Consider the following 23,026-nt stretch of genomic DNA (forward strand, 5'->3'; position numbering starts at 1 on the left):
CACTCCTTCTAGTATAAATTTTTACTGGTGGCCCTTGCCGTTTTCCGGATCGTTCCCTCAGCGGTCTCGCCAAGCTCCTGCATCACATGCGCAAAAATAATATCCAGAATATAAAGCTGCGGAATCGTTGACGTAAAGGCGCTGCCTTCCGTCGGCTTCTCCCGTGACGAACTGAGCAGAACGACATCGGCGTATTTGGTGACCGGCGATTTGATGTGGCTCGTGATGCACACGACGCCGGCATTACCTTCTTCTTTGGCAATTCGGGCAATGTCCACCATATCCACCGTGCTTCCCGACACCGACAGCAATACGGCGACATCGCTCTCCGTCATCAAGGTCGCCTTAACAGGCCCGAGATGCCCGTCCGTCACTGCTTCAACAGGCAGCCCCGTGCGGATAAACCGGTATTTGGCGATTTCCGCCGTAAATCCCGAGGAGCCCACGCCGAAGAACACAATCTGCTTGGCGCGGATCAGCATATTTACCGCCTCCCGAATCTGCTCCTCTTTCAGAAGGGCGGTCGTTTCATTAATAATATGAAGATTTTTTTGTCTGACCTGTTCGGTAATGCCATCCCCGATGGGATCTTTTTGCTGCTCATGGCCGGAATCCAGTTCCTGGGCAAGGGCCAATTTAAACTCCTGGAATCCCTTGTACCCGATATGCCGGCAGAACCGGAGCACCGATGTTTCCCCAACCTCCGCTTTTTCCGCGAGATCGGTTAGAGAATCGAAGATAATATTTTTGACTTCGCTGAGAACGACGTCGGCCACTTTCTTCTCGGCCTTGGTCAGCGTCGGATAAATGCTTCGGATAAACGCGATTACATTTCCGGTGGGTATAATTATTTTTTCCATCCCGGCAGTTCCTCCTCATTGCACCTGTTCAGCCCTTAACCGCACCCATGGACAATCCGCTGACCAGATAACGCTGGGCGAAAAAGGTGAACAGAAGCGGCGGCAGTATCGATAATACGGTGGCGGCTGAAATATCCCCCCATTTAATTCCCCAGCTCGTAATGAACATCGTCGAACCCAGGGTAACGGGAGTAGCCTTGTTAAGAGATATAATAACGGCAAATAAATAATCGTTCCATGAAAAAATGAACGCAAGTATGGCCACGGAGGCGATGCCCGGCGCCATCAGCGGAAGTATAATCTTCCACAGAATCTGGTACACGTTGCACCCGTCAATTTTGGCCGATTCTTCAATCTCATAGGGCAGCTCCTGCAAAAATCCTACCATTAAAATCAGGCCAAGCGGAATATTCAGGAAAATATTAATGAGAATCAAACCGGTGACCGTATCCAGCAGTCCCAAATATTGAAACATTAAATAGTAGGGAATGGCAAATACAATGGGCGGAAACAGTCTCAGCGCCATGGAAAGGGTCAGAAGCCTTCCGGAACTGAAGCCCAGCCTGATGACGGAATAGGCAGACGGCAGCGCGATCACGATCACAAAAAGACTGGTGAACACGGACAGCAGGATACTGTTCTTAAAATAGCTTGTAAAATCGTATCCCGCCGCGAACATCACATTTCGGTAATGCTCGAGCGTTGGAGCGAACGTAAACTTCGGAGGGAAGGAATTAATGTCCCCCGTCGTTTTCAAGCTGGTCATCAGTGTGTTGAGCAAAGGGAGCAGCAGGAACACGGCGATTACACTGACGGCGATCGTTGTAAGCCACGGCTTTCTTGCTTTCATAAGAGGACGGCCCTCCTTGTGCTTTATTTGGATAATCTCTTCACGAAGAACGGAATGAGCAGCAGCAGGAATACAGCGACAATGACGGAGGCAGACGCTGCCTGCCCGATTTGGCCGGATTTGAACGCCGCTTCATAGATATAGATGCTCGCCGTCTTCGTGACATTGCCGGGTCCGCCGTTCGTCAGGACATAAATGACGTCGAACGTGCGGAACGCATCGATTCCCCGTAGAAACGCCGCGATAAAAAAGATCGGAGCAATAACGGGAAGAATGATCTGCAAAACGGTTCTCCAGTATGAAGCACCGTCCACCGAGGCCGCCTCAAAGAGCCCCGGATCGACACCCTGCAGCCCGGAATAGATGATCAGAAACGTAAACGGGACCCACTGCATTATGTCCAGAACGATCATGAGCGGCACAACGAGATCGGGATCGAACAGGTTGATCTGGATGTGCAGCAGGGACAAAAAATAGGTGGCGACGCCGTTGTTCTCATTCAGAATCAGGCGGAACATGATACCCATCAGCGAAGGCGCGACCATAATCGGCAGCAGCACCATGCTCAGAAGCGGACGCTTCCCGGGAAAGGACCGGTTAAACAGCAGCGCGAGCAAAAATCCGAAAACAAGCTCAAGAACCGTGGTAATCAGAGCAAACTCAAGGGTAAAGCCGATGGAGTGCCAAAAATCGGCATCCCCCAAAATTTCCAGATAATTGCCGAACCCGGAAAAAGAGGACATCCCCTGGCCCATGGATACATCGTGTAGGCTTAAGTAAATCGCATATCCTGCCGGGAATACAACCATGACAACCCAGAATAACAGCAGGGGAAACGACAGGACCCACTTTGCCGCCTTTTCCGAATAGACCATTTCAACACCTCTTCTTAAAAAATAGGGTAAGGGGGGAGGAATCCCCCCTTTACCGGCTGCAGCTTACTTGGACAAAGTTTCGGTTACATCGGTCTGCGCTTTTTCAAGCGCTTTTCCGATATCGTCCTTTCCTGCCCAGGCTCCGCTCAAATCTTCGGCCAGCTTCAGCATGATCGGCTGGGTTTCGGCAATAATCGGTGTGGAATAACCGTATTTATCCACATGCTCAGCGATGAGCGGCAGCACCGGCTTCTTCTCGCCCAGACCGTTCAGCACTTCCGCAATCGGAGGAATCCCGCCGCCATCGGCATAGATTTGCATGGCGTCCTTCGTCGTCAAATAATTCATCCATTTCAGTGCGGCTTCCTTGTTCTTGGCGTATTTGTTCAGTCCCACCCCGAGGGCGTGAACATGCGTTTTATGCTCGCCCGGAATCGGCGCGACCGCAATTTTGCCCGCAATATTCGGAGAACGCGCCGGATCGTTCAGTTCGTCATACGCCGCTCCCCATTGAACGGCAAAGGCCGCGTTGCCCGATTGCAGGGCCGCTTGGGTTTCGGGGTACTCCGCAACGGTCGAGTTCGGGGACGTCATTTTACCGTTATAAATGGTCGAGTAAATACCCATCGCTTTCTTGGCTGCATCGGAATTGAGCTGCGGCTTGCCGCTCTCATCAAGCCAGGAACCGCCGCTTGACCAAAGGAAGTCGTCCCATATCATCACATTGAAAATCAGGTTCTTCATTTGCAGCGCGGTTCCGTATTTCGTCGGGGAATCCGGATTGTACTCCTGGCTGAAGAACGCCGCGGCCGCAATAAAGTCATCCCATGTCCAGTCCTTCGGATCTTTGGGCTCAAGGGTTTGGCCCAGCACCTTTTGGCTGACTTCGCCATATTTGCTCTTCCAAGCGGAATCGCTCAGCAGTTGATCGATCAAATCCTGGCGGTACAGCAGGAAATGGTTGCTGACATCCATCGGAATCGCCAGGGTCTCGTTATTCATTCGCAGGGAGTCGACCGAGGATTTCAAATAACCGTCCGTGTTCAGCTTACCGTCCAGGGCATCCAGACTTGGTGCATGCTGGCCGATAATATAGCTTGCGGTAAAGTACATATCCACTTCATCCGATTTGGAGCTCATCATGGCCGCTTCCTTCTCGTAAGTTCCATCACGGCTCAGCAGCACCATCTCGACATTCACGCCGTCAGTCTTGCCCTGCCCGCTATTATAAGCGTCCACCACTTTTTGCATGGCGTCGCTCTCCGGTCCCGGCCAATACACCATGGACACCTTGGACGTTCCCGATTGTTCGCTTCCGCCGGAAGCGCCGCCCGCATCGGTCGAACTGTCCTGATTCGAGCCGCAGCCCGCCAAAACGACGGTCAAAGACAACGCCAAAGTAACACAACGAGTTAATAAACCTTTCATCCAAATCCCCCCTTGATAAGCTTGTTCTTATAATATTCTATCGCAAAATAAAAGTAAACACTTTTTTTATTTATAAAATGGCGGAATACTCTTTTATTTGATTGCATTTCACTCCTTTTGCATGAAAATCATATTGTTTTCAACAACAAGAATGTCAGTTATTATCACATAAGAAGCAACTCTGAAGATTTCACAAGCAGCAACAAAAAAAGAGGAACGGATCTCTCCGTCCCTCTTCCCATTTTTTTTCAATGCTTAATTCGCGGCGCGGCTTACAAAGTCTTGCCATGAAGCCGGTACACCCTGGCCTCGTACGGCTTCAGGTGGATCGTCCGGATGCTGCCGCCCGCAGGGGCCTCATAGTTCGACAGCAGCAGCTCGGTGGAGCTGTAACGAATGCCTTTAGGCAGGTGGAACAGCGCCTCTTCCGCGAACAGGTTGGTGATGATCAGCAACTGGTCATCCTCAAGCGTTCGGGTATACGCGTATATTTGCTTGTTCTTCGGCAGGATCAGATCATAGATGCCGTAGACGGCGACCGGGTTGCTTTTGCGTAGATGGATCATCTTCTTGTAATAATGGTAGATTGAATCGGGATTCTCCAGTTCGCTTTCCACATTGATTTCCTTGTAATTCGGGTTCACCTTCATCCATGGCGTCCCCTCCGTAAATCCCGCCTGCTCCCCGGCATTCCACTGCATCGGCGTTCGGGAGTTATCCCGGCCGTTGGTCCAGATCACGGGCATCAGATCTTCATGTTCCTTACCTTCTTCTCTTTCCAGCCGGTACCAATTCTTCATATGCACATCGTCATAATCGTCGATCGACTGAAATTGCACGTTAGTCATACCGATTTCCTGGCCTTGATAGATGAAGGGAGTGCCCTGCATCAGGAAATACATCGTCGCCAGCGCCTTGGCCGACTGCACCCGCAGCGGTCCGTCATCGCCATAAGTGGAGACCGAGCGGGGCTTATCGTGGTTCTCCATGAAAAGGGCGTTCCAGCCGGTGCCTTCGAGCGCTTTCTGCCACTCGGTAAGCACCTTCTTGAAGGTAATCAGGTCGAACCCGCTCTCCAGGCTTTTATCCCAAAGATGCATATGATTAAATTGGAACACCATGTTGAACTTGCCTTTTTCCTTGCTTACCCACTGATCCGCGTCATCCGCCGTGACCCCGCTCGCTTCGCCGACGGTCATGATGTCGTACTTGTCGAACGTTTCCTCTTTCAATTCCAGCAGAAAATCGTGAATCCCTTCGCGGTTCATATGTCCGGCAAAGGCGCTCACATAGCGCAAGCCTTCCGGGTTCGGCAGGTCGGGAAAACCGGCCAGCTTCTTGATATGCGAGATGGCGTCGATACGGAAACCGTCGATGCCTTTATCCAGCCACCAGTTGACCATATCGTACAGATCCTGGCGCACATCGGGATTCTCCCAGTTGAGATCCGGCTGCCTTTTGGAGAACACATGCATGAAATACTGCTCCGTAATGATGTCATATTCCCAGATGGACCCTCCGAAGATGCTGTCCCAGTTGTTTGGCTCCGCGCCGTCTTTCGGATCGGCCCATATATAGTAGTTCCGTTTCGGATTGTCTTTGCTGGACCGGGATTCAATGAACCACGGATGCTCGTCCGAGGTGTGGTTGATGACCAAATCCATGATGAGCTTCATCTCTCTGCGGTGAACCTCTTCCAGCAGCTCGTCGAAATCCTCCATCGTGCCGAACTCGTCCATAATGTCATGATAATCCGAAATATCGTAACCGTTATCGTCATTGGGCGACTTGTAGACCGGGCAGATCCAGATCACGTCGATCCCTAAGTTTTTCAGATAATCCAGCTTGCCGATAACTCCCCGCAAATCGCCGACTCCATCTCCGTTGCCGTCCATAAAACTGCGGGGGTATATTTGATAGGCCACCGCTTCTTTCCACCAGATTCTTTCCACTTCCGTCAGCTCCTCCAACCCTCTATAGGAAAAGTTTTTCCTTATTCGGAGTATAAAACAACTCTTTTTTCCTAGTCAAGTGGAATTGGCAGTTGGATTTCGGCATGATATGATACAAATTAGGAAAATATTTTCCCGTTCATCTATCTTAATATTCGGAGTTGTGATGCTCATGAAAGTAACGATTAACGATATCGCCAGAATGGCCGGAGTTTCGATCTCTACCGTTTCCCGGGTGATCAACAACAGCAAGCCGGTCAAAGAGGATGTGCGGATGCGGGTAATGGAAGCGATTAAGCGGACGAATTACCGTTCCGGCGCCTCCATGGACGACAGTGCCAAGACCGATTCCCAGCTAATCGGAGTCATTGCGCCGCAGTTCAGCCACACCGTGCTTAACGATATGGTGGCGGGCATCGGGTCGGTTTCCCGGTTGTATGGCTACGAGCTGCTCATCGGGCTGACGGACGGAACGCTTGAAAGCGAGCTTGATCATTTAAAAAGATTTGGAGATATCCAGTCGCAGGGTATCATTTTTGTCGGCTCCATTCTGGAACGCAGGCATATTGAAACCATTGAAGCGGCGCGAATCCCCTGTGTGGTGATCGGACAAATCTCCAATATTCCGTCCATCCCTTCCGTCCATGTGGATAACGTCACCGCCTCTTACGAAGCCGTAACCCATCTCATTCAACAAGGGCACACCCGCATCGCGATGATCCGCGGAACAGGCGATTCGGGCATTGGAAGCGACCGCTGCCAGGGATTTCGGCAGGCGATGAGCGATGCGGGACTTCCGATCCGGGAAGACTGGGTTGTGGAGAGCGAGCTTTCCGTGGATGACGGAATGAACGCCATGCGCAAGCTGGCGGAAACCGGCGACATGCCAAGCGCGGTATTCTGCTCAACGGACTGGATGGCGCTCGGAGCGATGAATTATTTGATGGACCACGGCATGCGCATACCCGAGGATGTAGCCGTATTCGGCTTTGACGGCAGCTATCTGTCGTCGATTATCCGCCCCAAGCTCTCGACGGTGGAGTATTCCGCAGCGGAAATCGGCATGACAGCCACCCGCAATCTCATCAAAATGATTAGAGGCGCCGCGGATATCCCGCAGCATTCCAACGTCACCCACTACCTGGCGATCCGTGAAAGCACGGACCGAGGAATACGGAACGGATAGCACTGGGCACCGAATACCTGTGCCAATCGTTTCAGATAGGGGCTTCCGGCCTTGCAGCCGGAAGTCTTTTTGTTATCCCCGTCCAATTGCCGAACCTCCCCCCGTCTAAGGTCGAGATCGCAAAACCGTCTCCAGCCCGTTTTGCAGCGTGCGTGAAACCACTAGAATAAAAGCATAGATAACGGATATGACGAAGGGAAGAGATTAAATCATGAAAAAACTTTACCGTTCCGAAAGAGACAAGAAATTCAGCGGCTTGTGCGGAGGCTTGGCTCAGTGGCTGGGCATCGACTCCACCCTTATTCGCTTGGTTGCAGTAATCGTCGCTTTATGCAGTGTCGGGTCGTTCATTCTTTTTTATCTGATCGCCAGCCTGATTGTTCCGAGCGAACCGACAGAAAGCTTCATGGACGGGCACCATTATTACTAAGTTAGAGCCTTTGTAAAATGTTAAATACAAAAAAGGGAGAGATACCGATGAGTATTTTGGAGAGAATTGCAACGTTAACGAAAGCGGCCATGCATGAAGGGCTGAACCGGCTGGAGAACCCGGTCATTATGACCGGACAATATTTGCGCGATCTGGACGACCGGATCGAGGAAGCCGAGCAGAGAAGCCGCGATTTGCAGGCGGCAGCCAAGCTCCTGGAGCGCCGGTTGAAAGAATACACGATGCTGGCTGAGCTCAGCGAAGGCGATGCTCTGAAGGCGCTGGAAAACGGAGACGAAGAAAAAGCCAAGCAGGCCGTCGAGGCGAAGCTTGCCTATACGGAGAAAGAGCGGGAATGCTCCGCCGTTCTGGAGGAGACCCGGCAGGTTCTGGCGGGGTTGGGATATGAAATTGCCGCCGCCAAGGAAGAGCGGGTCCGGCTGAAAGCCAAAAGAGACGAGCTTGCCGAACGCGCCGAGCGTCTCCGTAAAGTACCAGGGAACACCGCTTCCGCTCCAAGCAGCACCACTCCAGCTCCCTGCCGAACCGTCTTCTCCGGCCTCAATACTCATGCCGCCGCGCGGGGCTTCGAGCGGATGGAAGAAAAAATCCAGGAATGGGAAGCAAGACAGAATTTCCCGGTCCGGAGTGTTTCCCCGGCTGTTGACACCGAAGGCGGACGCGCCGACCCCCGCGTAAAGGAACAGGCGGCAGCCGAGCTGGAACGCCTGCGTGGACAGATGAAGAGCGCTGGACAGAAAGATTCGGAATAACACGAAATAATACGAAGACGAAAAACAGCTTTCCCTTACCGGGCGGCGGTTACGGAACTATATGGCACTCTCCTTGCCGGGTAGGGAGAGTGCTTTTTGTTGTAAGATTCTGTAACTTAATGGACCGGGCTGCGTCTAAGATGTATGTAATCTTTTTCCGGAGGTATATGTGCAATGAAAAAGCTGATAAGTTTGGGCTGCGCCGGAGTCCTTGTCCTGGCCATCATATCGGGAGAAACAGCATCCGCGGCCGGCGAAATCGAAGTCATCGTGAACAACCAAACGGCAGGGTCCGGAACATCCGCCTACCTGGCAAACGGAACGACTATGGTCCCCTTGAACGCAGTGCAGCAGATTCCGGGTATATCGGTAAGCTGGGATAACAAGACCAAGACCGTAACGGTCAAGAGGGGCTGCAAAGTGATTAAGCTGGTTGCCGGTCAGAAGACAGCATCCGCCGGTTCCGGCAAGATTGCCCTCTCCATACCCGCCACCCTTCACAAGGGGCATGTCTTGGTTCCGCTGCGTTTTATCGCCGAAGTCTCGGGCGCTTATGTGACCTGGAATTCTCTCTCCCGCACGGTGTATGTGGCGAAGGCCGACGATCAATTGAAGGACCGCATGGCGTCCGGCAATCTGACCGAAGCGCGCAGAGCGGCCCTCCAGCTGCCCCGAGTGAGCATGATTCGGAACCTTGAATCGACGCCATCCTCTCTGGAGGGACAGAACTTCACCTATTATTTTCCGGAAGGCGATTATGGGCGGTTCATGACCGAGAGCGGGGATGTTGTCTCTTATTATGAAGTGGTGAACGAACGAAGCCAGCTGATTTGGACGGCAAGACTGACAAACGCCGCAGTAACGGAGAGTGTCCTATTCTTCAAGAATACCAAAGCGCTGGATGAGAGCGGCAGCCGACCCGTTCTGAACAGCCGATTTGTCTATTTTCGGACCATGCCCCATATCGGCGCAGCCTCCTACGGATTTATCGACCCGGACGGAGCAGTGTCGGAGCTCGGCGTCCAAGACGTCACCCTGAACGAGGAAGTCATCGATATTCCGGAAGAGCAGAAGTAAACCCGCTCTTTTTTTAAAGCCGGCCTCTGCTATACTTGTAGAAAGGAATCTTTGAACCTACTTACTCGGAAAGACAGGAGCTTGAATGATGGATTTTGTGGCAATCGATTTTGAAACGGCGAATGCCGGCCGGGCCAGCGCATGCGCACTGGGACTGGTGGAAGTGAAGGGCGGAAGGATCGTGTCCGAGCAGGCATGGCTGATTAATCCGGAGCAGTCTTTCGACCGCAGAAATATCGCCATCCACGGAATAACGCCCGAAATGGTCGCCGGGCAGCCGACATTCCGCGAGCTGTGGCCCGTCATTGAACCGCTTATCCTTGGAAAAAATGTGGTGGCGCACAACGCTTCCTTCGATATGAGCGTACTCCGCTATGGACTGGATCAGTGCTCCCTGCCCTATCCGTCCTTTCAATATTGGTGCACGTATTTGCTCGCCAAAAAAATGCTGGCCGGCTTCGGCTCTTACCGTCTCAATATACTTGCCGAATATTTCGGCATTCCCCTGCGGCATCATGACGCGCTGGAGGATGCCCGCACCGCGGCTGTCATCCTGCTGAAGCTGTCGGAGCGGGCGGGGCATTCCGGCCTTACGGCGCTGGCGGAAGATTTGGGCTGCCGGATCGGCACGCTGCATACCGGAGGCTACACGCCGTTCTCAATCCCGGCACGCAAGCCGTCCGGCAAGAAGACGAAAGCTGCCGGGAAGAAGTCCGGGATCAAGTCAGCGGCCGCCCCGGCAGAATCCGCCCAAGCTCTTCTTCAGCATAATGAAACGGCAGCCTCCAGCGAGGCGCCTGGCAGAGAATAAGAAGAGGAGGCATCCTCCTTTTCAGGACAAGCCTCCTCTCATTCATGGCCGGTCTTCGCCGATAACAAGCGTTTGAGCCGGCCTTTTTGCCGCCAGGATCTACAGCTTCATCCGGTATACAGCCTTATTCTCCAGTCCGCGGATAAACGGCGTCCACTCTTCGGTCTCGGGCGTCGTATCCAGCGCATCCTCCACCATCTGAAGCTTGGCGTCCATAGCATCGATATGGTGCAGTGCCACCGCCTCGGCCGTCTGCGGCTGCACTGGGCTTCCCCATTCTCCGAGGTTGTGATGCGACAGCACCAGATGTTGGAGCCCCAGAACCTTCGGCGAGCCCAGATCGATATTCGAGCGGATCGCCGCCTCCGTAATCCAGTTCGAGGCCATCGCAATATGACCGAGCAGCTTGCCTTGAACACTGTAATCCGAGACGATTCCAAGCTCGGCGATCATTTCCTCCGGCTTGGCGATATCATGTAAGATTATTCCCGCCTTCAGCAGATCCGGATTCAGAAAAGGCCGCTGTCTGCACAGAAAATCCCCAATCTCCAGCATTCTTGCCATATGGTAGGCAAGGCCGGCAAAATAGGCGTGATGATGAGTCTTTGCCGCCGGATAATGCATCAGCTTCTCCTCCACCTTGCCTACACAATACGCAACGATCGTCCGAATCTCCGGATCACTTATGGCGTTCATCGCCTGCTTGATCGCATGAATCAAGTCGACCGGCCGGATTGGCGCCGATCGGATAAACTCGGTCAGCGACACACCGTCCTCCTCCGTCGCGAGTCTCATTTTAGTGACCTTGATTTGCAGCTTCTCCCGGTATAAATGGGCGATGCCCTGAATTTTGACAAGTCCCATTGGGAAAAAGGTCTCTTTATCCGCAGTCGACACATCCCAATACTTCGCGGACAGCTGACCGCTGGAATCGCATAGCACAATATCGAAATAATCCTTGGGAGGATTGCCGTTCGTTTGTTTGACCGTCAATTCCCGCAGCAGATAAAAGCCGACGAATTCGTCCTGTGGCGCCAGTTGGTTAATTTGTTTCATGGTGAGCCTCCTACTTAGGTTAAACCCTCTTCTATTTCTACCCACATTAACTTTGACATCGGCTGCTTCAATCCCTTTAAATGGCGGAATAAAGACAAAAGGAGCCGTTCCCGGTCCATATGAATGGTCCCGGGAACAGCTCCTTCGAAACGAGGCTCGCGCCCGTTATTTGCCTGCGCTCTCCAGCGCGGCCTTGATTGCTTCCACCGCTTTGGCGGATATAGCCTTCTGGGCATCGTTTGCGCCGAATGCCGCAGCTCTGTATCCGTACTTGTGCAAGCTATCATATGAAGGCGTTTCGATTTCACTCTTCACGGCCTTCTCGTCATCCGAGAGTTTATCGTACGCTCTCACACTTCCTTTTTCGTCCAGATAGTAGACAAGCATTTTCACTGGAACGTTGTACTTGACGGTTACCATTACGTTGACGGATTTATCAGCGCTCACCCCGATGTAGGTGCCGTTGAAATAGGCCGCTTTGTAGGCTTCCGCAACTTCAGCTTTGCCGTATGCCCGGTCAACGGCGGCCTTCAGCTCATTGCTGCTGCTTGTTGCGCCGGAGACAGCATCGACCTGTTGAACGCCTTCTCTCGTGCCTGCCGCCAAAAATTTAGAGGTAAGCTGTGGAATGGCTTTAACTACTTCCTTATAAGCGGCTTCGCCGCGGTCAACCATGTTCATGCCCAGGCGGTACAGAGCCAAGTCAACGATTTTGCCGTTGCGCAGCGTCACTTTGGCCTGGTTTGTTCCTTTGTCGTATGCGTCGCCGTAAGCGGTATAGGTGCCGTCTTTATAGGCTCCTTGCACCTTGGACGCGTTAGTCAAGGCGTCGGCCAAAGCCGCTCTCGCTGCAGCGGAAAGGTCTTCCTGGCCAGCAATGTCGGCCAATTGTACGCCTTTGTCCAGCAGGCCGCTAGTCAGCTGCGCTACCAAGGCTTGTTGCTCGGCAGTCAGTTTGTCGGCGGCGATCAGCTTCTTGTCGGCGCCGAACAGGCTGACGGTGATGCCCGTAACCTTATCTGAAGCGATATCAACCAGCAGCAACAGCTTCGACTGATTGTCGACTCCGGCGAATTTGCCGTCAAAATATTGGCCTTTCGTTGGAACTTTCAGCGCCTTCTCGAATGCTCTTTCCACAGACTGATTCCAGCCGTGGCTGCTTTCGGTTGCGCCGGAAATGCCGTCAACCTTCTCGTCGTAGTTCGCGATATACGAACCGTTAGCCAGCAGCTTCGCGGTCATAGGAGCATTTGCTTCAACGACTTTGGCATAAGCCGTTGTCCCTCTGTCAAGCAGGTTGCTTCCCAAACGGTACAGCTTCACATCAACCAGTTTGCCGTTGCGGATGATAATGTCGGCTCTTTCCACGCCTACGCTTCTTGCTGTGCCGTAAGAGGAATAGAAACCATCAATATACTTGCTTGTATTATTAATGAGTGCGTTCTGCTCGGCGTCCCAGAAAGCATTTACCGCTGCCTTAAAGTCCGCCTCTAAACCGGCGGTAGGCTGTGCAGCCGTTCCCTTAGCCAGCAGAGCTGGCGTAATCGCGGCAACAGCGGCCGCCTGTGCCGGCGTGAACGCTTTTTCTTCAATGATGTCGCCTGTGCTGCTCAGCGGGTATACTTTGACGCCCGTCAGCTTAGTGGCATCATAAGTGGAGAATACGGCGTATTTGCCTTCAGGATCGACACCCATATGCTCGCCGGCAAAGTAAACGGTAGCCTTCGGCTTCACTTTGAGCGCTCTTTCAAACGCTCTGTCCACCGACAGCTTCCAGCCGTTGCTCGAACGAGTGGCGCCGGAAACTGCATCAACATTGGCCGCGACTGCTCTCGTCTTACCCAGCAGTCTATCCTTCATCAGCTCATAGGCAACCCACACGCCGCTGTAATTGTTGCGAGCGTCTCTGTCGATAATCTTTGCGCTCGTTCTAAGCAGCTCGATATCGGCAACCTTGCCATTCTTGATCGTAACCTTGGCACCTTCGGTGCCTTTGGTGTTAGCGTTTCCATACGCAACGTATACCCCGTCCAGATACACGTTCGCACTGACGGTAGCCGGTTTGGCGGTTGCTTTCGGTTTGGCAGTAGCTTTAGGAGCAGCCTTAGGCGTTGCAGCCGGTTTGGCAGTTGCGGCAGGCTTGGCGGTTGCTTTCACGCTCGGCTTGACGGTTGCCTTTGGTTTAGCAGTCGGCTTTGGCGTCGCTTTCGGTTTGGCGGTAGCTTTCGGTTTAGCTGTCGCTTTCGGTTTAGCTGTCGCTTTCGGTTTGGCTGTCGCCTTTGGTTTTGCAGTGGCTTTCGGTTTAGCCGCAGGTTTAGGCGTTGCGGCCGGTTTCGGTGTCGCCGCCGGTTTAGACTCTGCTGCCGGCTGTTCTTCAGAAGCGGCCGAAACGGCGTCGACCTTTAAATTTAATGCCGGCGCATCAATTGCGAAGGCGAAAGGCGATAACAGCATCACAGCGCTTACAGTTAAAGAAATAAGTTTTTTCAATCCCGATTCTCCTTTACCAAATCCCCAGTATTATACAACTTTTTTTAAAATTCTAAGTGATGAAACCGTTTCCCTAATTATGAAAGCTATGGGAACTTTCATAAAAATGGCCTTCCTCCTTCCCGCTCGGCCTGAACCTTCCCTTTATGATTGGCCATTTGTTAAAGTCCGGGAAAAGGGGTGAAAAATTTCACTTGAAATGGTGAATATTTTCACAAAATCAGATGTAACTTTTCCCAGCTATTACTGGCTTGATAATAGCAGATCGTTGAAAACGTAATCTGTATGTAAAATCACACCCCCTATAATAAAAATCACGATTTCCTTTTTTCTGGAATTATATCTCAAATCCTTCTATAAAGTGATGGTTTTTTAGCGTACACACAAATAGGCCGCCTTCTTCTCAACAATCAAATCATTGTCGAAAGAGGCGGCCCGTTTCAGCCGGTAATATCCGGAGAATGTCTATACGGTGCATGGCGCTTAAGCGCTCAGCTCTTTATATTTCTGGGAAAGTTCCTCAAACCACTGTCTGTCCTGCAGCGCCAGCGCAAAATCGATCAGCTCAGCGATTTCGTTCTTCCCAAGCTCCGGCTTGTCGTTAAAGCTAACCTCCGCCACGGCAGCGGCTTCGACGTTGGACCCTTGGGAGAAATCGAACGAAAACTTCAAGTCGATTTCACTTTCCAAAAATTCGTTGCGGAGAAAATACAGCACTTCACACATCAGAACCGGCCTAACCTGATTTTCAAAGACGCAATCCATTACCTTAGCCCAATAATGGCGGTTGGTCAGATGAAGCTTGTCATCATTCAAGAGATTCTTCTCGCCTTGAAAATCGTTGACAAATCTCAGCTCAAGCGGCTCCATCTTAAAAATATTGGCTATTTGCTTCTTGGCGATACTCACGATATCCTTCGTTTCCAATCTGATCATCTCGTGTTCCCCCATCCGCATAATTTTTGTTTAGGCATTGCGCTAAGCTTTGAACATTAGATCAACCAAATCTATTATTATTCATTTTTAGTTATATCGTCTTCGGGATGCCTTAAATTAATATTATATTAGCATCTTTTCAGAAAAAATGTTTCAAAACTATTCATTTTGGTTAATGAATTTGTCGCCTAAACGCATAAAATTCATTTAAAATTCAAACTTTCAGAAATTTTATGTAAATTTAATCCATTTTCAACATTCAGAAACTACATTCTGCTCAGAGATTTTGAGATTTAGCAGAGGAAGGTGATTACTTTGGCTGGTCATCTCAAGCCAAACAACAAAACTCCGCTGCCCGTAATGGGACAGCGGAGTTTTGTTGTTGAAGACGGACGGCGCAGACGGGTCCAGCAGATGCCCCGGTTCCCGCGCTTCCGGACCGCAGCTGCGCAGACAGTGACCGGTTCGTAAAACCGGATGCATTAATATGCGAGGCCGCTGCTGGTCTGGCTGATGCACGGCAAACGTCGATCCAATCAGCCGAATTCGGGATTTTTATACCGGGGCGTTAACGCCCTCGCCGCAGAACAGCGGAACAAGCTGAATGCCGTCCTCCGGCGTAATCCGCACCAGGCCTTTATCGGATAGGCGCAGAGTCGGAATAACCGCAAGCGCGAGCAGCGACAGCGTCATAAAGGCGTAGTTGAGGGTGCAGCCCGCATCGTACAGCGCCTTGCTGATCGCTGCCGATTGGGCGGCGGCGACTTCAAACGGCTCGGCGGACATCAGGCCGGCGATGGCGAGCGGGAACAGGGTCGTGCCGGACCCGGTAATAACCGCAACCCCGCCCTGCGCGTCGGCAACTGTATTTACCGCCTTGGCCATGAGCTCGTCGTCGCTGCCAATAACAAGCACATTATGGCTGTCATGGGCCACGGTCATGGCAATGGCCGCAGGCTCATGAAAGCCGACTCCTTCCACCACTCCGACCGCCATATTTCCCGTTCCTTTATGGCGCTCCAGAACGGCGATTTTGCACAAGCCGCCCCCTACCTGAAGTTTCCCTTCCGATACGGGCAAGGTTTGAATGCGTTCCATCGTCTCCACGTGATTTTCCAGCACCTTGATAACCCGGGTGGCGACATTGCCGGACTCCACCGGCGCTTTAATGACGAAATCTCCGGCTGTCGGACGCTTCGGCAGATGGACGGAAGCCAGTACCTCCTGAGGATAGGTAAAGGGAGGCAGGGAAATCGTCATAGCTCCGTTCTCCGCGACTACGGTCCCGGCAGCGATCGTCAACACGACGTTGACGTCGGCTAGATTGCCGTCCAGCAGAATGATGTCGGCGATCGAGCCGGGTGTTATGGAGCCGATATCGCGGGCAACGCCGAAACGTTCGGCTGTGTTGATCGTCGCCATCTGGAAGGCGGTCACCGGCTTTACCCCTTGGGCAATGGCATGCCGGAGCACGAAGTCCATGTGGCCTTCGTCGCGCAGCGATTCCGAGCTGCGGTCATCCGTGACCAGCATCATCCGCCGCGGGTCGAGACCATGCTCGGTATGCGCCGTTATCGTCTTGGCAACATCATGCCAGGCGGAGCCGCGGCGCATCTTCGCGTACATGCCCAGCCGTACACGCTCGATCACATCCTCGGCGGTCACGCACTCATGATCGCCGGTTACGCCGGCAGCCGCGTATACGGGCAGCCTCCAATCGCTTGCCGGCCAGGTGAAATGTCCGTCGACATAACCTCCGGCCCGGAGGGTCGCCTGAATTTCCCCGAGCATTTTATCGTCTCCGTAGACAACGCCGGGAAAGTTCATCACTTCGCCGAGTGCAATGACATCGTCTCCCCAGGTGAACGCCTCCGCCACTTCCTTCGGTCCGATCGCCGCCCCGGTTGTTTCAAATTCGGGACCCGCCGACGGAACGCAGGAAGCAACCTGCATATACGCGGCAAGCGGCGTCGTCCGCATTTCGTCCAGCATCAGCTTGATGCCCTTAAGACCGAATACATTCGCGATTTCATGGGCGTCGAAGAAGCCTCCGGTCGTTCCGAGCGGAAGAACCGCGCGCGCAAATTCGGTAACGGTCAGCTGTGTGCTCTCAATGTGGCAATGACCGTCGAGCAGACCGGGAGCGATATATTTTCCCGCCGCATCAATGATCTTGGTGTTCTCCCCTATCATATGAGAGACGTCCTTGCCTACATAGGCGATGCGCCCTTCCTGAATGCCGACGGACATGCCTTCCAAAATTTCGCCGGAACATACGTTGACCAGCTTCCCCCCGGTGATGACCAATGTTGCCGGCATATCGCCGCGCGCCGTGGCTACAAGCGCCGGAACGCTGTCGGCAAGAGGTTTTCTTGCAAAGACCATATTTTAACCGCTCCCTTCACAAAAAATTTAAGAAAAAACGGCTCTGCCCTCTCCAAGGGGCCGGTAGCCGTTTCTTCTAGTCCATCCGGCCGGTAAACCCTCCGAATGTCTTACATCCAACATTTCTCACGATTATCCTATGCCTGCTCGTAAACGTCAAGCGCCGCCTGAACGCCAAGTCCGGCCGGCAGCCGGCAGCCGTGGCGGAGCAGCGCCGCCTCAAGCGCGCCCAGCACTCTCAGTACATTGTTCCCGCGGCAGCTGAAGCCCATCGTTCCGATACGCCAGATCTTACCTTTAAGCGGTCCGAAGGAGCTGGCGATTTCGATGCCGAAACTGTCCAGCAGCATGGTCCGTACCGATTCTCCGTCGACTCCGTCCGGAATGGCCACGCAGGTTACCATCGGCATTTTGCAGCCGGGATCGCCGTACTGCTCCAGTCCCATCGCCTCAAGTCCGGCGACAAGCGCCCGTTCATGCAAACGGTGTCTGGCAAACCGCGCCTCCAGCCCCTCTTCCAATACAAGCCGCAGCCCTTCACGCAGAGCGTACAGCATGGAGGTCATTTCCGTATGATGATTAAGCCGCAGGGGGCTCCAGTAGTCCTGAAGCATTCCAAGATCGAAATAATTGCTTCTTACCACCGCTATATCGTCTGCGCCGTCGTCGCCGGTTCGCAGCCCCCGCTCCACGCGCTTACGCGACAGCAGCTTCTCTTCGGCGCGCTTGTTGTACGTAATCGGAGCCATTCCCGATGGAACGGACAAGCATTTCTGCGTTCCGCCAATAACGGCGTCCAGCTGCCAGGCGTCTGTCTCGACAGGCACACCGCCTATGGTCGCTACTGCATCGACAATGAGCAGAGCGTCCATTTCGCGGCAGGCCTGCCCGATTCCCTCAAGCGGCTGCAGGCGTCCGGTCGACGTCTCGCCGTGGACCATCGCCACCACATCGGGTTTTACCCTGCGCATCTCGGCAATGATCTCTTCCTTATCGAATACAGATCCCCACGTCTTCTCCATCGTATGCACCTCGGCGCCGCAACGCTCGGCGATTTCATGCAGCAGATGCCCGAAGCGTCCGTAGATCGGGATCAGCACACGGTCTCCCGGAGCAATCAGACTAACCATCGCCGCCTCGATTCCCGAACGGGAGGTTCCGTCTACCGGATAGGCCCATTGGTTGCTTGTAGCGAACAGCTCCCGCAGCATGCCCATTGTCTCATTCATAATACTTGTAAATTCGGGATCAAACTGGCCGAGCACCGGAAAAGACATGGCGCGCAGAACGCGCGGGTCAACTTCTACCGGTCCCGGAGTCATGATACATCGCAGCGACGGCGACAAGTCCTCGAACCGCTTCATGTCCATCTCTCCTTCGTGTTATGCGGCGCAAAACCGTTATCGTTCATTTCCTCGTATCCTAGCTTATATAATAGCGCGATCAGCACATCAAGCCCGGCCGCCAGCTCTTCCGGCGGAGTATATTCCTCCGGGGAATGGCTGATGCCGGCGCGGCTCGGCACAAAAATCATGGCCGTCCTGGAGCGGGGCGCAAAGAGCTGGGCGTCATGTCCCGCTCCGCTTACCATCGTCCGGTACGTCCTGCCCTGCCGGGTACATATGGCCTCAAGCTCCGCGCTGAGCCCGCTGTCCATCGGCGCGGGAGAAGCGCTCAGCCGGGCAGTTATGTCAACGGTGACATCCCTCCGCTTCGCGATCTCTTCAAACGCGGACGCAGCCGCGGCGCAGAACGCCTCCAGTTCATCCTCCTTGCTGTGACGGATGTCCAGCGTAAACACCACTTCGCCGGGAATGACATTCGGCGTATTGGGGAAGGCCTCCAGCCTGCCCGTGGTGGCTACCAGCGGATCTCCCGCCGCCGCGGCGGAGCGCTCCAGCTGCAGCACCATCTCGGCCGCTGCGGCAAGGGCGTCCCGGCGCAGCCCCATCGGCGTAGTTCCGGCATGATTAGCCGTTCCCTTGACCGACACGGCGAACCGCCTCTGTCCGGCAATCGCCGACACGACGCCGATCTGTGTCCCCGTTCGCTCAAGGACGATCCCTTGCTCGATATGAAGCTCCACATACGCGGCGATGTCGTTTCTGGGCGCAGCCGACTCTTCACCGCTTAGGCTGCAGCTTTCCATCGCTTCCTGCAGCGTCACACCTTCGGCATCCTTGCAGTTCTCCGCTTCGCCGCCGTCGTACAGTCCGGTCACGCTGCCCGAACCCCAAAAGGTCAGCGGAAACCGGCTGCCTTCCTCTTCGGCGAAGGAGACGGCTTCCAGTGTCCGCAGCGGCGAGCCGTACACGCTGCTCAGGTAGCGCAGCGCTGTAAAAGCTGCCGCTACCCCGTAAGCCCCGTCGTACTTCCCTCCCCTAACAACTGTGTCGATATGCGATCCAGTCAGTACGACTTTTTCGTCAGGGCCCGTGCCGGTAAGTCTGCCGTAGACGTTGCCGACACTGTCGGAATAGGCCGTCAGGCCGCTTTCCGCAACCCGGTTCAGCAGAAACTGCTGCGCCTGCTTCCATTCAGGCGTATAGAGCAGCCGGGTGACTCCGTCGCCCGGCGCGCTGAACGCGGACAGTTCATCGAGCAGCTCCATCATTTCGGCGGCCGGAGATTGAATGAAGGACGCGCTCATAAGGCCGGCTGCCCTTCGCCGATTTTGATCCACTCTCCGCCTTCCGGGGAAATCACGCCTTGTTCGCGGGTGTAGACGATCTCGCCCCGGCAGATGGTGGAAGTCACCCTGCAGGACAGGTTCATGCCGGCATACGGACTGTGCTTGTGACGGTACAGCAAATCCGAAGCGGCAAGGGTATAGGGCATATCCGGATTCAGCACCGCCAGATCGGCGTCCAAGCCGAGAGCAATTGAACCTTTGCGGCCGGACAATCCGAAGCGCTCCGCAGGAAGCCCTGACAGCAGGCGTGAAATCAGCGTAACCGGAAGTTTGCGCTTGTTCACCCCTTCGTGGAACATCAGCTCCATACTGCTCTGAGCGCCGGAAATCCCGCCCCAGGCTTCAAAAAATGACAGCCCGGCGGCAAGCTTCAGCTCGGGAGGACAAGGCGAATGGTCGGAAGCGATAAGGTCGATCTTCCCTTCGGCCAGCGCCTTCCACAGCTTCTCCCGCTCTTCGGCGCTCCGCAGCGGAGGCGCGCACTTAGCGACCGGTCCCATGCTCTCCATGTCATCTTCAGTCAATATCAAATAATGGGGGCAGGTTTCCGCCGAGACATCCTGACCCCGCAATTTGGCTTCCTGAATCATCTCGATGGCAGCGGCCGTGCTGATATGGACAAAATGCAGCCGGCATCCCGTCCGCTCTCCATACAGCAGCGCCCGGGCAACGGCCTCAAGCTCCGCCTGCGGCGGCCGGGAAGCCGCAAAATCCCGCGCTTCCATTCGTCCTTCGCGAACGGCTTCCGCCGCGAGGACCGCCGTCATCTCGTCGCTCTCCGCATGCAGCGCCAGAATGCCGCCGAGCGAGGCGATCTTTTTCATCCCCTGGTACAGGGTCTCGTCATCAACCTCGCGAAAGCGTCCTTCGCCTTCTCCGCCCGGGTTCGAAATAAAGGCCTTGAATCCGGTGACGCCCGCCGACCAAAGCTCCTCCAGATGTTCCAGATTGCCCGGAACAAGTCCGCCCCACAGCACATAATCGACGGCGGAATGACCGGCGGCCATTTCGGCTTTCAAGCTAAGAGCGGGCAGATTCACAGTCGGCGGATTGCCGTTCAGCGGCATATCCGCATAGGTGGTGCAGCCTCCCGCCGCCAGCGACGCCGATCCGGTTCGGAAGCCTTCCCAGTGGCCGAACGAAGGCTCGTTAAAATGTACATGCATGTCGATCATGCCAGGCAGCACATACTGCCCTTCTGCATCGAGGACGGTTGAATCCGGACCGGCTTCAATATCCGCCTCCAGCGCGGCGATTTTGCCACCGGCAATGCCGATATCGAGTTTCACGACCTCTCCGGGGAGGACCGCCAGACCATTTTTAATTATCAGTTCATAAGAATCGCTCACGCGCGGTTCCCTCCCTTCGTCGTCAGTTATTCAAATTTTCTTCAAAAAATTCCGGCCTTCAGCTTCCGCGATAGGTGCTGTATCCTCCGGGAGCGAGCAGAAGCGGAACATGATAGTGGCCGCCTTCGCTTCCGATATGAAAACGGATCGGGATAAGATCGAGGAAGCCGATTGATCCTTGTGCCCCGGAAGAAGATGTGCCGGAGGATTCCGCGTCCATTTTCCGAAAATAATCTCCCGCGTGGAACAGCAGCTCATATTCGCCGGGCTTCATCTCCGCATCCTCCAGCAGGGGGGCATCCAGCCTTCCGTCCGCATTCGTAGCCGCCTTGCGGAGCAGAAGATTCTCTCCGTTTTCGATCCGCCTCAGCTGCAAGAAGACTCCGGAAGCGGGGATTCCACGCACCATATCGAGCACATGGGTGGTCAAGCGTCCGCTCATGCTGACACCTCCCCTAATAAACCGCGAGCCGGAGCGTGCGATATATCATTGCATGTCCCGTTATTATTGTGGAAAATATTCATAAATAGGCTGGGGATATCCTGTCTTCTGAACACCAGCCGGTCTGCGGATACCGAATTTTTTGATGAATAGCCGTATTTATCCGTGAACCTTCTCATTGAGTTTCCCGAAGCCGCCAAGATATTGCCGTCTCCCGGGAATGCTGCCTGAAACGCCTCTCGGGATGCGGCCAAGTTGATGCTGAAGTCGGAAATTGTTCGTCCGTTCATCGGTAATGACATGGATGACACCCCCGTTTGATAATGGAATGATATGAAGGATGTATTTTTTTTCGTCAGCTTATCCCTTCAGCAGATCGTCCAGGCGGAACTTCGTAATTTTGCCGATTTCAAATAACGCCCAGTTCCATTCTTCCTCAGGCGAAAGATTAACACGCTCGCTGACGGATTGTATGATATCGTCTTTGTTTTTGCCACGAACAGCCAGAATGAACGGAAACTGAAACTTCTCCGTATATTTCTTGTTCAAATCGTTTAGCAATTCGAATTCCTCCGGGGTCAGCTGGTCAAGCCCTGCGCCTTTTTGCTCGGCAGCCGACAGCGGTGTTACCTGTAGCCTGGTCGCCAGATCGGGATGGGCCCGCAGCAGCGACAAAGTCTTCTCCCGGCCAGCGCTTCGGGCGGCTTCCGCCATAGCTTCGTGCAGTTCGCCAACCGATCCGAAGGGACGGGAAGCGTAAGCCGATTCGGCAACCCACGGCGAATGCTCAAAAATGCCTCCAAGCACTTCCACAAACTCTTCCTTGCTCATTCCGTTGATCTCTGAAAGCGTAAGAGGTGAAGCGGGAATTCCCATCGTTTAACCCACTCCTTTTTCAATTGCTTTGTTTACGGCCCGCATAATGCCGCCATACCCTGTGCACCGGCACAAATTGCCGGACAGCGCCTCTTCTACCTCTTCCGGGGCCGGCTTCGGATTTTCCGAAAGCAGGGCAACGACCGAAATAACCATACCAGGCGTACAATATCCGCATTGAAAACCGCCTTCCTCCAAAAAAGCCTGCTGCACCGGATGCAATCCGCCACCGCTCAATCCTTCAATAGTCGTGATCCCGGCTCCCTCGCATTGGTAGGCCATCGTCAGACAGGAATTGACCGGACGGCCGTCAATCAGCACCATGCAGGCACCGCAGCGGCCAAGCTCGCAGGAACGCTTCGTACCGGTAAGCCCGAACTCTTCGCGCAGCACCGTCAGAAGACGGCGCGAAGGCGGGACTTCGGCAGTCACCGGCTGTCCGTTAATGCGGCAGCTAAGCGTGATGAGCGTCTCCCCGGGTTCCGCCGGAAGGCTTGCGTCAGCGCAATCCGGGTTGTTCGGCATGCCTTGCATGGCCTCCGCGCCGCCCAGCGCGCA

22 protein-coding genes are annotated in these 23,026 nt (G+C 54.0%); 7 read left to right on the top strand and 15 right to left on the bottom strand.

Annotated features, from left to right (window positions below):
• Nucleotides 1–8: 8 nt before the first annotated feature.
• The 5 genes from EH198_RS18210 to EH198_RS18230 form a co-directional block, all read right to left on the bottom strand.
• Nucleotides 9–860: a MurR/RpiR family transcriptional regulator gene (locus EH198_RS18210; RefSeq protein ID WP_124696950.1), complete on the bottom strand. Its 852-nt coding sequence runs from the start codon at nt 858–860 to the stop codon at nt 9–11.
• A 28-nt stretch (nt 861–888) separates the two neighbouring features.
• A complete protein-coding gene (locus EH198_RS18215; RefSeq protein WP_051499842.1) occupies nt 889–1,710 on the bottom strand; it encodes a carbohydrate ABC transporter permease in 822 nt (273 codons plus the stop codon).
• A gap of 23 nt (nt 1,711–1,733) precedes the next feature.
• On the bottom strand, nt 1,734–2,585 hold the full coding sequence (locus tag EH198_RS18220) for a carbohydrate ABC transporter permease (RefSeq protein ID WP_124696951.1): 852 nt from the start codon (nt 2,583–2,585) through the stop codon (nt 1,734–1,736).
• Nucleotides 2,586–2,648: 63 nt separating this feature from the next.
• The gene (locus tag EH198_RS18225; RefSeq protein ID WP_124696952.1) at nt 2,649–4,013 is read right to left on the bottom strand and encodes an ABC transporter substrate-binding protein; all 1,365 of its coding nucleotides are present in this window, start codon (nt 4,011–4,013) and stop codon (nt 2,649–2,651) included.
• 272 nt (nt 4,014–4,285) lie between these two features.
• A complete protein-coding gene (locus EH198_RS18230) occupies nt 4,286–5,965 on the bottom strand; it encodes a glycoside hydrolase family 13 protein (RefSeq protein ID WP_124696953.1) in 1,680 nt (559 codons plus the stop codon).
• A 172-nt stretch (nt 5,966–6,137) separates the two neighbouring features.
• Here EH198_RS18230 and EH198_RS18235 point away from each other — a divergent pair, with 172 nt between their 5' ends.
• From EH198_RS18235 to EH198_RS18255, 5 genes are all read left to right on the top strand, one after another.
• Nucleotides 6,138–7,151, top strand: coding sequence for a LacI family DNA-binding transcriptional regulator (locus tag EH198_RS18235; RefSeq protein WP_124696954.1), 1,014 nt, complete (start codon nt 6,138–6,140; stop codon nt 7,149–7,151).
• Between the two features lie 211 nt (nt 7,152–7,362).
• Nucleotides 7,363–7,581 (top strand): PspC domain-containing protein, encoded by a 219-nt coding sequence (locus EH198_RS18240; protein ID WP_124696955.1) that lies wholly within the window; start codon nt 7,363–7,365, stop codon nt 7,579–7,581.
• A 47-nt stretch (nt 7,582–7,628) separates the two neighbouring features.
• On the top strand, nt 7,629–8,354 hold the full coding sequence (locus EH198_RS18245) for a PspA/IM30 family protein (protein WP_185702962.1): 726 nt from the start codon (nt 7,629–7,631) through the stop codon (nt 8,352–8,354).
• Between the two features lie 174 nt (nt 8,355–8,528).
• Nucleotides 8,529–9,431, top strand: a complete 903-nt coding sequence (locus EH198_RS18250; RefSeq protein WP_124696957.1) for a copper amine oxidase N-terminal domain-containing protein — start codon at nt 8,529–8,531, stop codon at nt 9,429–9,431.
• Between the two features lie 88 nt (nt 9,432–9,519).
• Nucleotides 9,520–10,242: a 3'-5' exonuclease gene (locus tag EH198_RS18255; protein ID WP_124696958.1), complete on the top strand. Its 723-nt coding sequence runs from the start codon at nt 9,520–9,522 to the stop codon at nt 10,240–10,242.
• A 99-nt stretch (nt 10,243–10,341) separates the two neighbouring features.
• On the opposite strand, the gene EH198_RS18260 is transcribed toward EH198_RS18255, so the two are convergent.
• Together EH198_RS18260 and EH198_RS18265 are read right to left on the bottom strand one after the other, a co-directional pair.
• Complete coding sequence (locus EH198_RS18260) at nt 10,342–11,298, bottom strand: 3'-5' exoribonuclease YhaM family protein (protein ID WP_124696959.1); 957 nt, start codon at nt 11,296–11,298, stop codon at nt 10,342–10,344.
• Between the two features lie 165 nt (nt 11,299–11,463).
• Nucleotides 11,464–13,455, bottom strand: coding sequence for an FMN-binding protein (locus EH198_RS18265; RefSeq protein WP_246014413.1), 1,992 nt, complete (start codon nt 13,453–13,455; stop codon nt 11,464–11,466).
• On the opposite strand from EH198_RS18265, the gene EH198_RS25200 reads away from it, so the two are divergent.
• Nucleotides 13,421–13,972, top strand: a complete 552-nt coding sequence (locus EH198_RS25200; RefSeq protein WP_246014416.1) for a hypothetical protein — start codon at nt 13,421–13,423, stop codon at nt 13,970–13,972. The genes EH198_RS18265 and EH198_RS25200 overlap by 35 nt on opposite strands.
• Before the next feature lie 299 nt (nt 13,973–14,271).
• Here the strand turns inward: EH198_RS25200 and EH198_RS18270 are convergent, their stop codons facing one another.
• Nucleotides 14,272–14,724, bottom strand: a complete 453-nt coding sequence (locus EH198_RS18270; protein ID WP_124696961.1) for an IDEAL domain-containing protein — start codon at nt 14,722–14,724, stop codon at nt 14,272–14,274.
• Nucleotides 14,725–15,030: 306 nt separating this feature from the next.
• Here EH198_RS18270 and EH198_RS24780 point away from each other — a divergent pair, with 306 nt between their 5' ends.
• Nucleotides 15,031–15,195: a hypothetical protein gene (locus EH198_RS24780; RefSeq protein WP_185702963.1), complete on the top strand. Its 165-nt coding sequence runs from the start codon at nt 15,031–15,033 to the stop codon at nt 15,193–15,195.
• An 84-nt stretch (nt 15,196–15,279) separates the two neighbouring features.
• On the opposite strand, the gene EH198_RS18275 is transcribed toward EH198_RS24780, so the two are convergent.
• The 7 genes from EH198_RS18275 to EH198_RS18305 all read right to left on the bottom strand — a co-directional run bounded on the left by EH198_RS18275 (nt 15,280) and on the right by EH198_RS18305 (nt 22,993).
• Nucleotides 15,280–17,109, bottom strand: coding sequence for an adenine deaminase (locus EH198_RS18275; protein ID WP_124696962.1), 1,830 nt, complete (start codon nt 17,107–17,109; stop codon nt 15,280–15,282).
• 137 nt (nt 17,110–17,246) lie between these two features.
• On the bottom strand, nt 17,247–18,473 hold the full coding sequence (locus EH198_RS18280) for a pyridoxal-phosphate-dependent aminotransferase family protein (protein ID WP_124696963.1): 1,227 nt from the start codon (nt 18,471–18,473) through the stop codon (nt 17,247–17,249).
• The gene (locus EH198_RS18285; RefSeq protein ID WP_124696998.1) at nt 18,470–19,759 is read right to left on the bottom strand and encodes a M20 family metallo-hydrolase; all 1,290 of its coding nucleotides are present in this window, start codon (nt 19,757–19,759) and stop codon (nt 18,470–18,472) included. The genes EH198_RS18280 and EH198_RS18285 overlap by 4 nt, the downstream gene beginning before the upstream one ends.
• On the bottom strand, nt 19,756–21,150 hold the full coding sequence (locus tag EH198_RS18290) for an allantoinase (protein ID WP_124696964.1): 1,395 nt from the start codon (nt 21,148–21,150) through the stop codon (nt 19,756–19,758). Before EH198_RS18290 ends, EH198_RS18285 begins: the two co-directional genes overlap by 4 nt.
• Before the next feature lie 58 nt (nt 21,151–21,208).
• Entirely contained in the window at nt 21,209–21,592 is a 384-nt protein-coding gene (uraH, locus tag EH198_RS18295; RefSeq protein WP_124696965.1) for a hydroxyisourate hydrolase, read from the bottom strand.
• 360 nt (nt 21,593–21,952) lie between these two features.
• Nucleotides 21,953–22,468 (bottom strand): 2-oxo-4-hydroxy-4-carboxy-5-ureidoimidazoline decarboxylase, encoded by a 516-nt coding sequence (gene uraD, locus EH198_RS18300; RefSeq protein ID WP_124696966.1) that lies wholly within the window; start codon nt 22,466–22,468, stop codon nt 21,953–21,955.
• A 3-nt stretch (nt 22,469–22,471) separates the two neighbouring features.
• Nucleotides 22,472–22,993 carry a (2Fe-2S)-binding protein gene (locus EH198_RS18305; RefSeq protein WP_124696999.1) on the bottom strand — a complete coding sequence of 174 codons (522 nt, stop codon included), beginning with the start codon at nt 22,991–22,993 and terminating at the stop codon, nt 22,472–22,474.
• Between the last annotated feature and the right edge of the window lie 33 nt (nt 22,994–23,026).

Origin of the sequence: Paenibacillus rhizophilus (assembly GCF_003854965.1) — a bacterium.
Taxonomy (GTDB): Bacteria; Bacillota; Bacilli; order Paenibacillales; family Paenibacillaceae; genus Paenibacillus_AQ; species Paenibacillus_AQ rhizophilus.

Coding starts and splice junctions, on each gene's coding strand:
- EH198_RS18245 (WP_185702962.1), top strand. CDS start 7,629: ATGAGTATTTTGGAGAGAATTGCAACGTTAACGAAAGCGGCCATGCAT.
- EH198_RS18215 (WP_051499842.1), bottom strand. CDS start 1,710: ATGAAAGCAAGAAAGCCGTGGCTTACAACGATCGCCGTCAGTGTAATC.
- EH198_RS18210 (WP_124696950.1), bottom strand. CDS start 860: ATGGAAAAAATAATTATACCCACCGGAAATGTAATCGCGTTTATCCGA.
- EH198_RS18240 (WP_124696955.1), top strand. CDS start 7,363: ATGAAAAAACTTTACCGTTCCGAAAGAGACAAGAAATTCAGCGGCTTG.
- EH198_RS18260 (WP_124696959.1), bottom strand. CDS start 11,298: ATGAAACAAATTAACCAACTGGCGCCACAGGACGAATTCGTCGGCTTT.
- EH198_RS18280 (WP_124696963.1), bottom strand. CDS start 18,473: ATGAAGCGGTTCGAGGACTTGTCGCCGTCGCTGCGATGTATCATGACT.
- EH198_RS18220 (WP_124696951.1), bottom strand. CDS start 2,585: ATGGTCTATTCGGAAAAGGCGGCAAAGTGGGTCCTGTCGTTTCCCCTG.
- EH198_RS18275 (WP_124696962.1), bottom strand. CDS start 17,109: ATGGTCTTTGCAAGAAAACCTCTTGCCGACAGCGTTCCGGCGCTTGTA.
- EH198_RS18235 (WP_124696954.1), top strand. CDS start 6,138: ATGAAAGTAACGATTAACGATATCGCCAGAATGGCCGGAGTTTCGATC.
- uraD (WP_124696966.1), bottom strand. CDS start 22,468: ATGGGAATTCCCGCTTCACCTCTTACGCTTTCAGAGATCAACGGAATG.
- EH198_RS18250 (WP_124696957.1), top strand. CDS start 8,529: ATGAAAAAGCTGATAAGTTTGGGCTGCGCCGGAGTCCTTGTCCTGGCC.
- EH198_RS18305 (WP_124696999.1), bottom strand. CDS start 22,993: ATGCCGAACAACCCGGATTGCGCTGACGCAAGCCTTCCGGCGGAACCC.
- EH198_RS18225 (WP_124696952.1), bottom strand. CDS start 4,013: ATGAAAGGTTTATTAACTCGTTGTGTTACTTTGGCGTTGTCTTTGACC.
- EH198_RS18285 (WP_124696998.1), bottom strand. CDS start 19,759: ATGAGCGCGTCCTTCATTCAATCTCCGGCCGCCGAAATGATGGAGCTG.
- EH198_RS18270 (WP_124696961.1), bottom strand. CDS start 14,724: ATGATCAGATTGGAAACGAAGGATATCGTGAGTATCGCCAAGAAGCAA.
- EH198_RS18255 (WP_124696958.1), top strand. CDS start 9,520: ATGGATTTTGTGGCAATCGATTTTGAAACGGCGAATGCCGGCCGGGCC.
- uraH (WP_124696965.1), bottom strand. CDS start 21,592: ATGAGCGGACGCTTGACCACCCATGTGCTCGATATGGTGCGTGGAATC.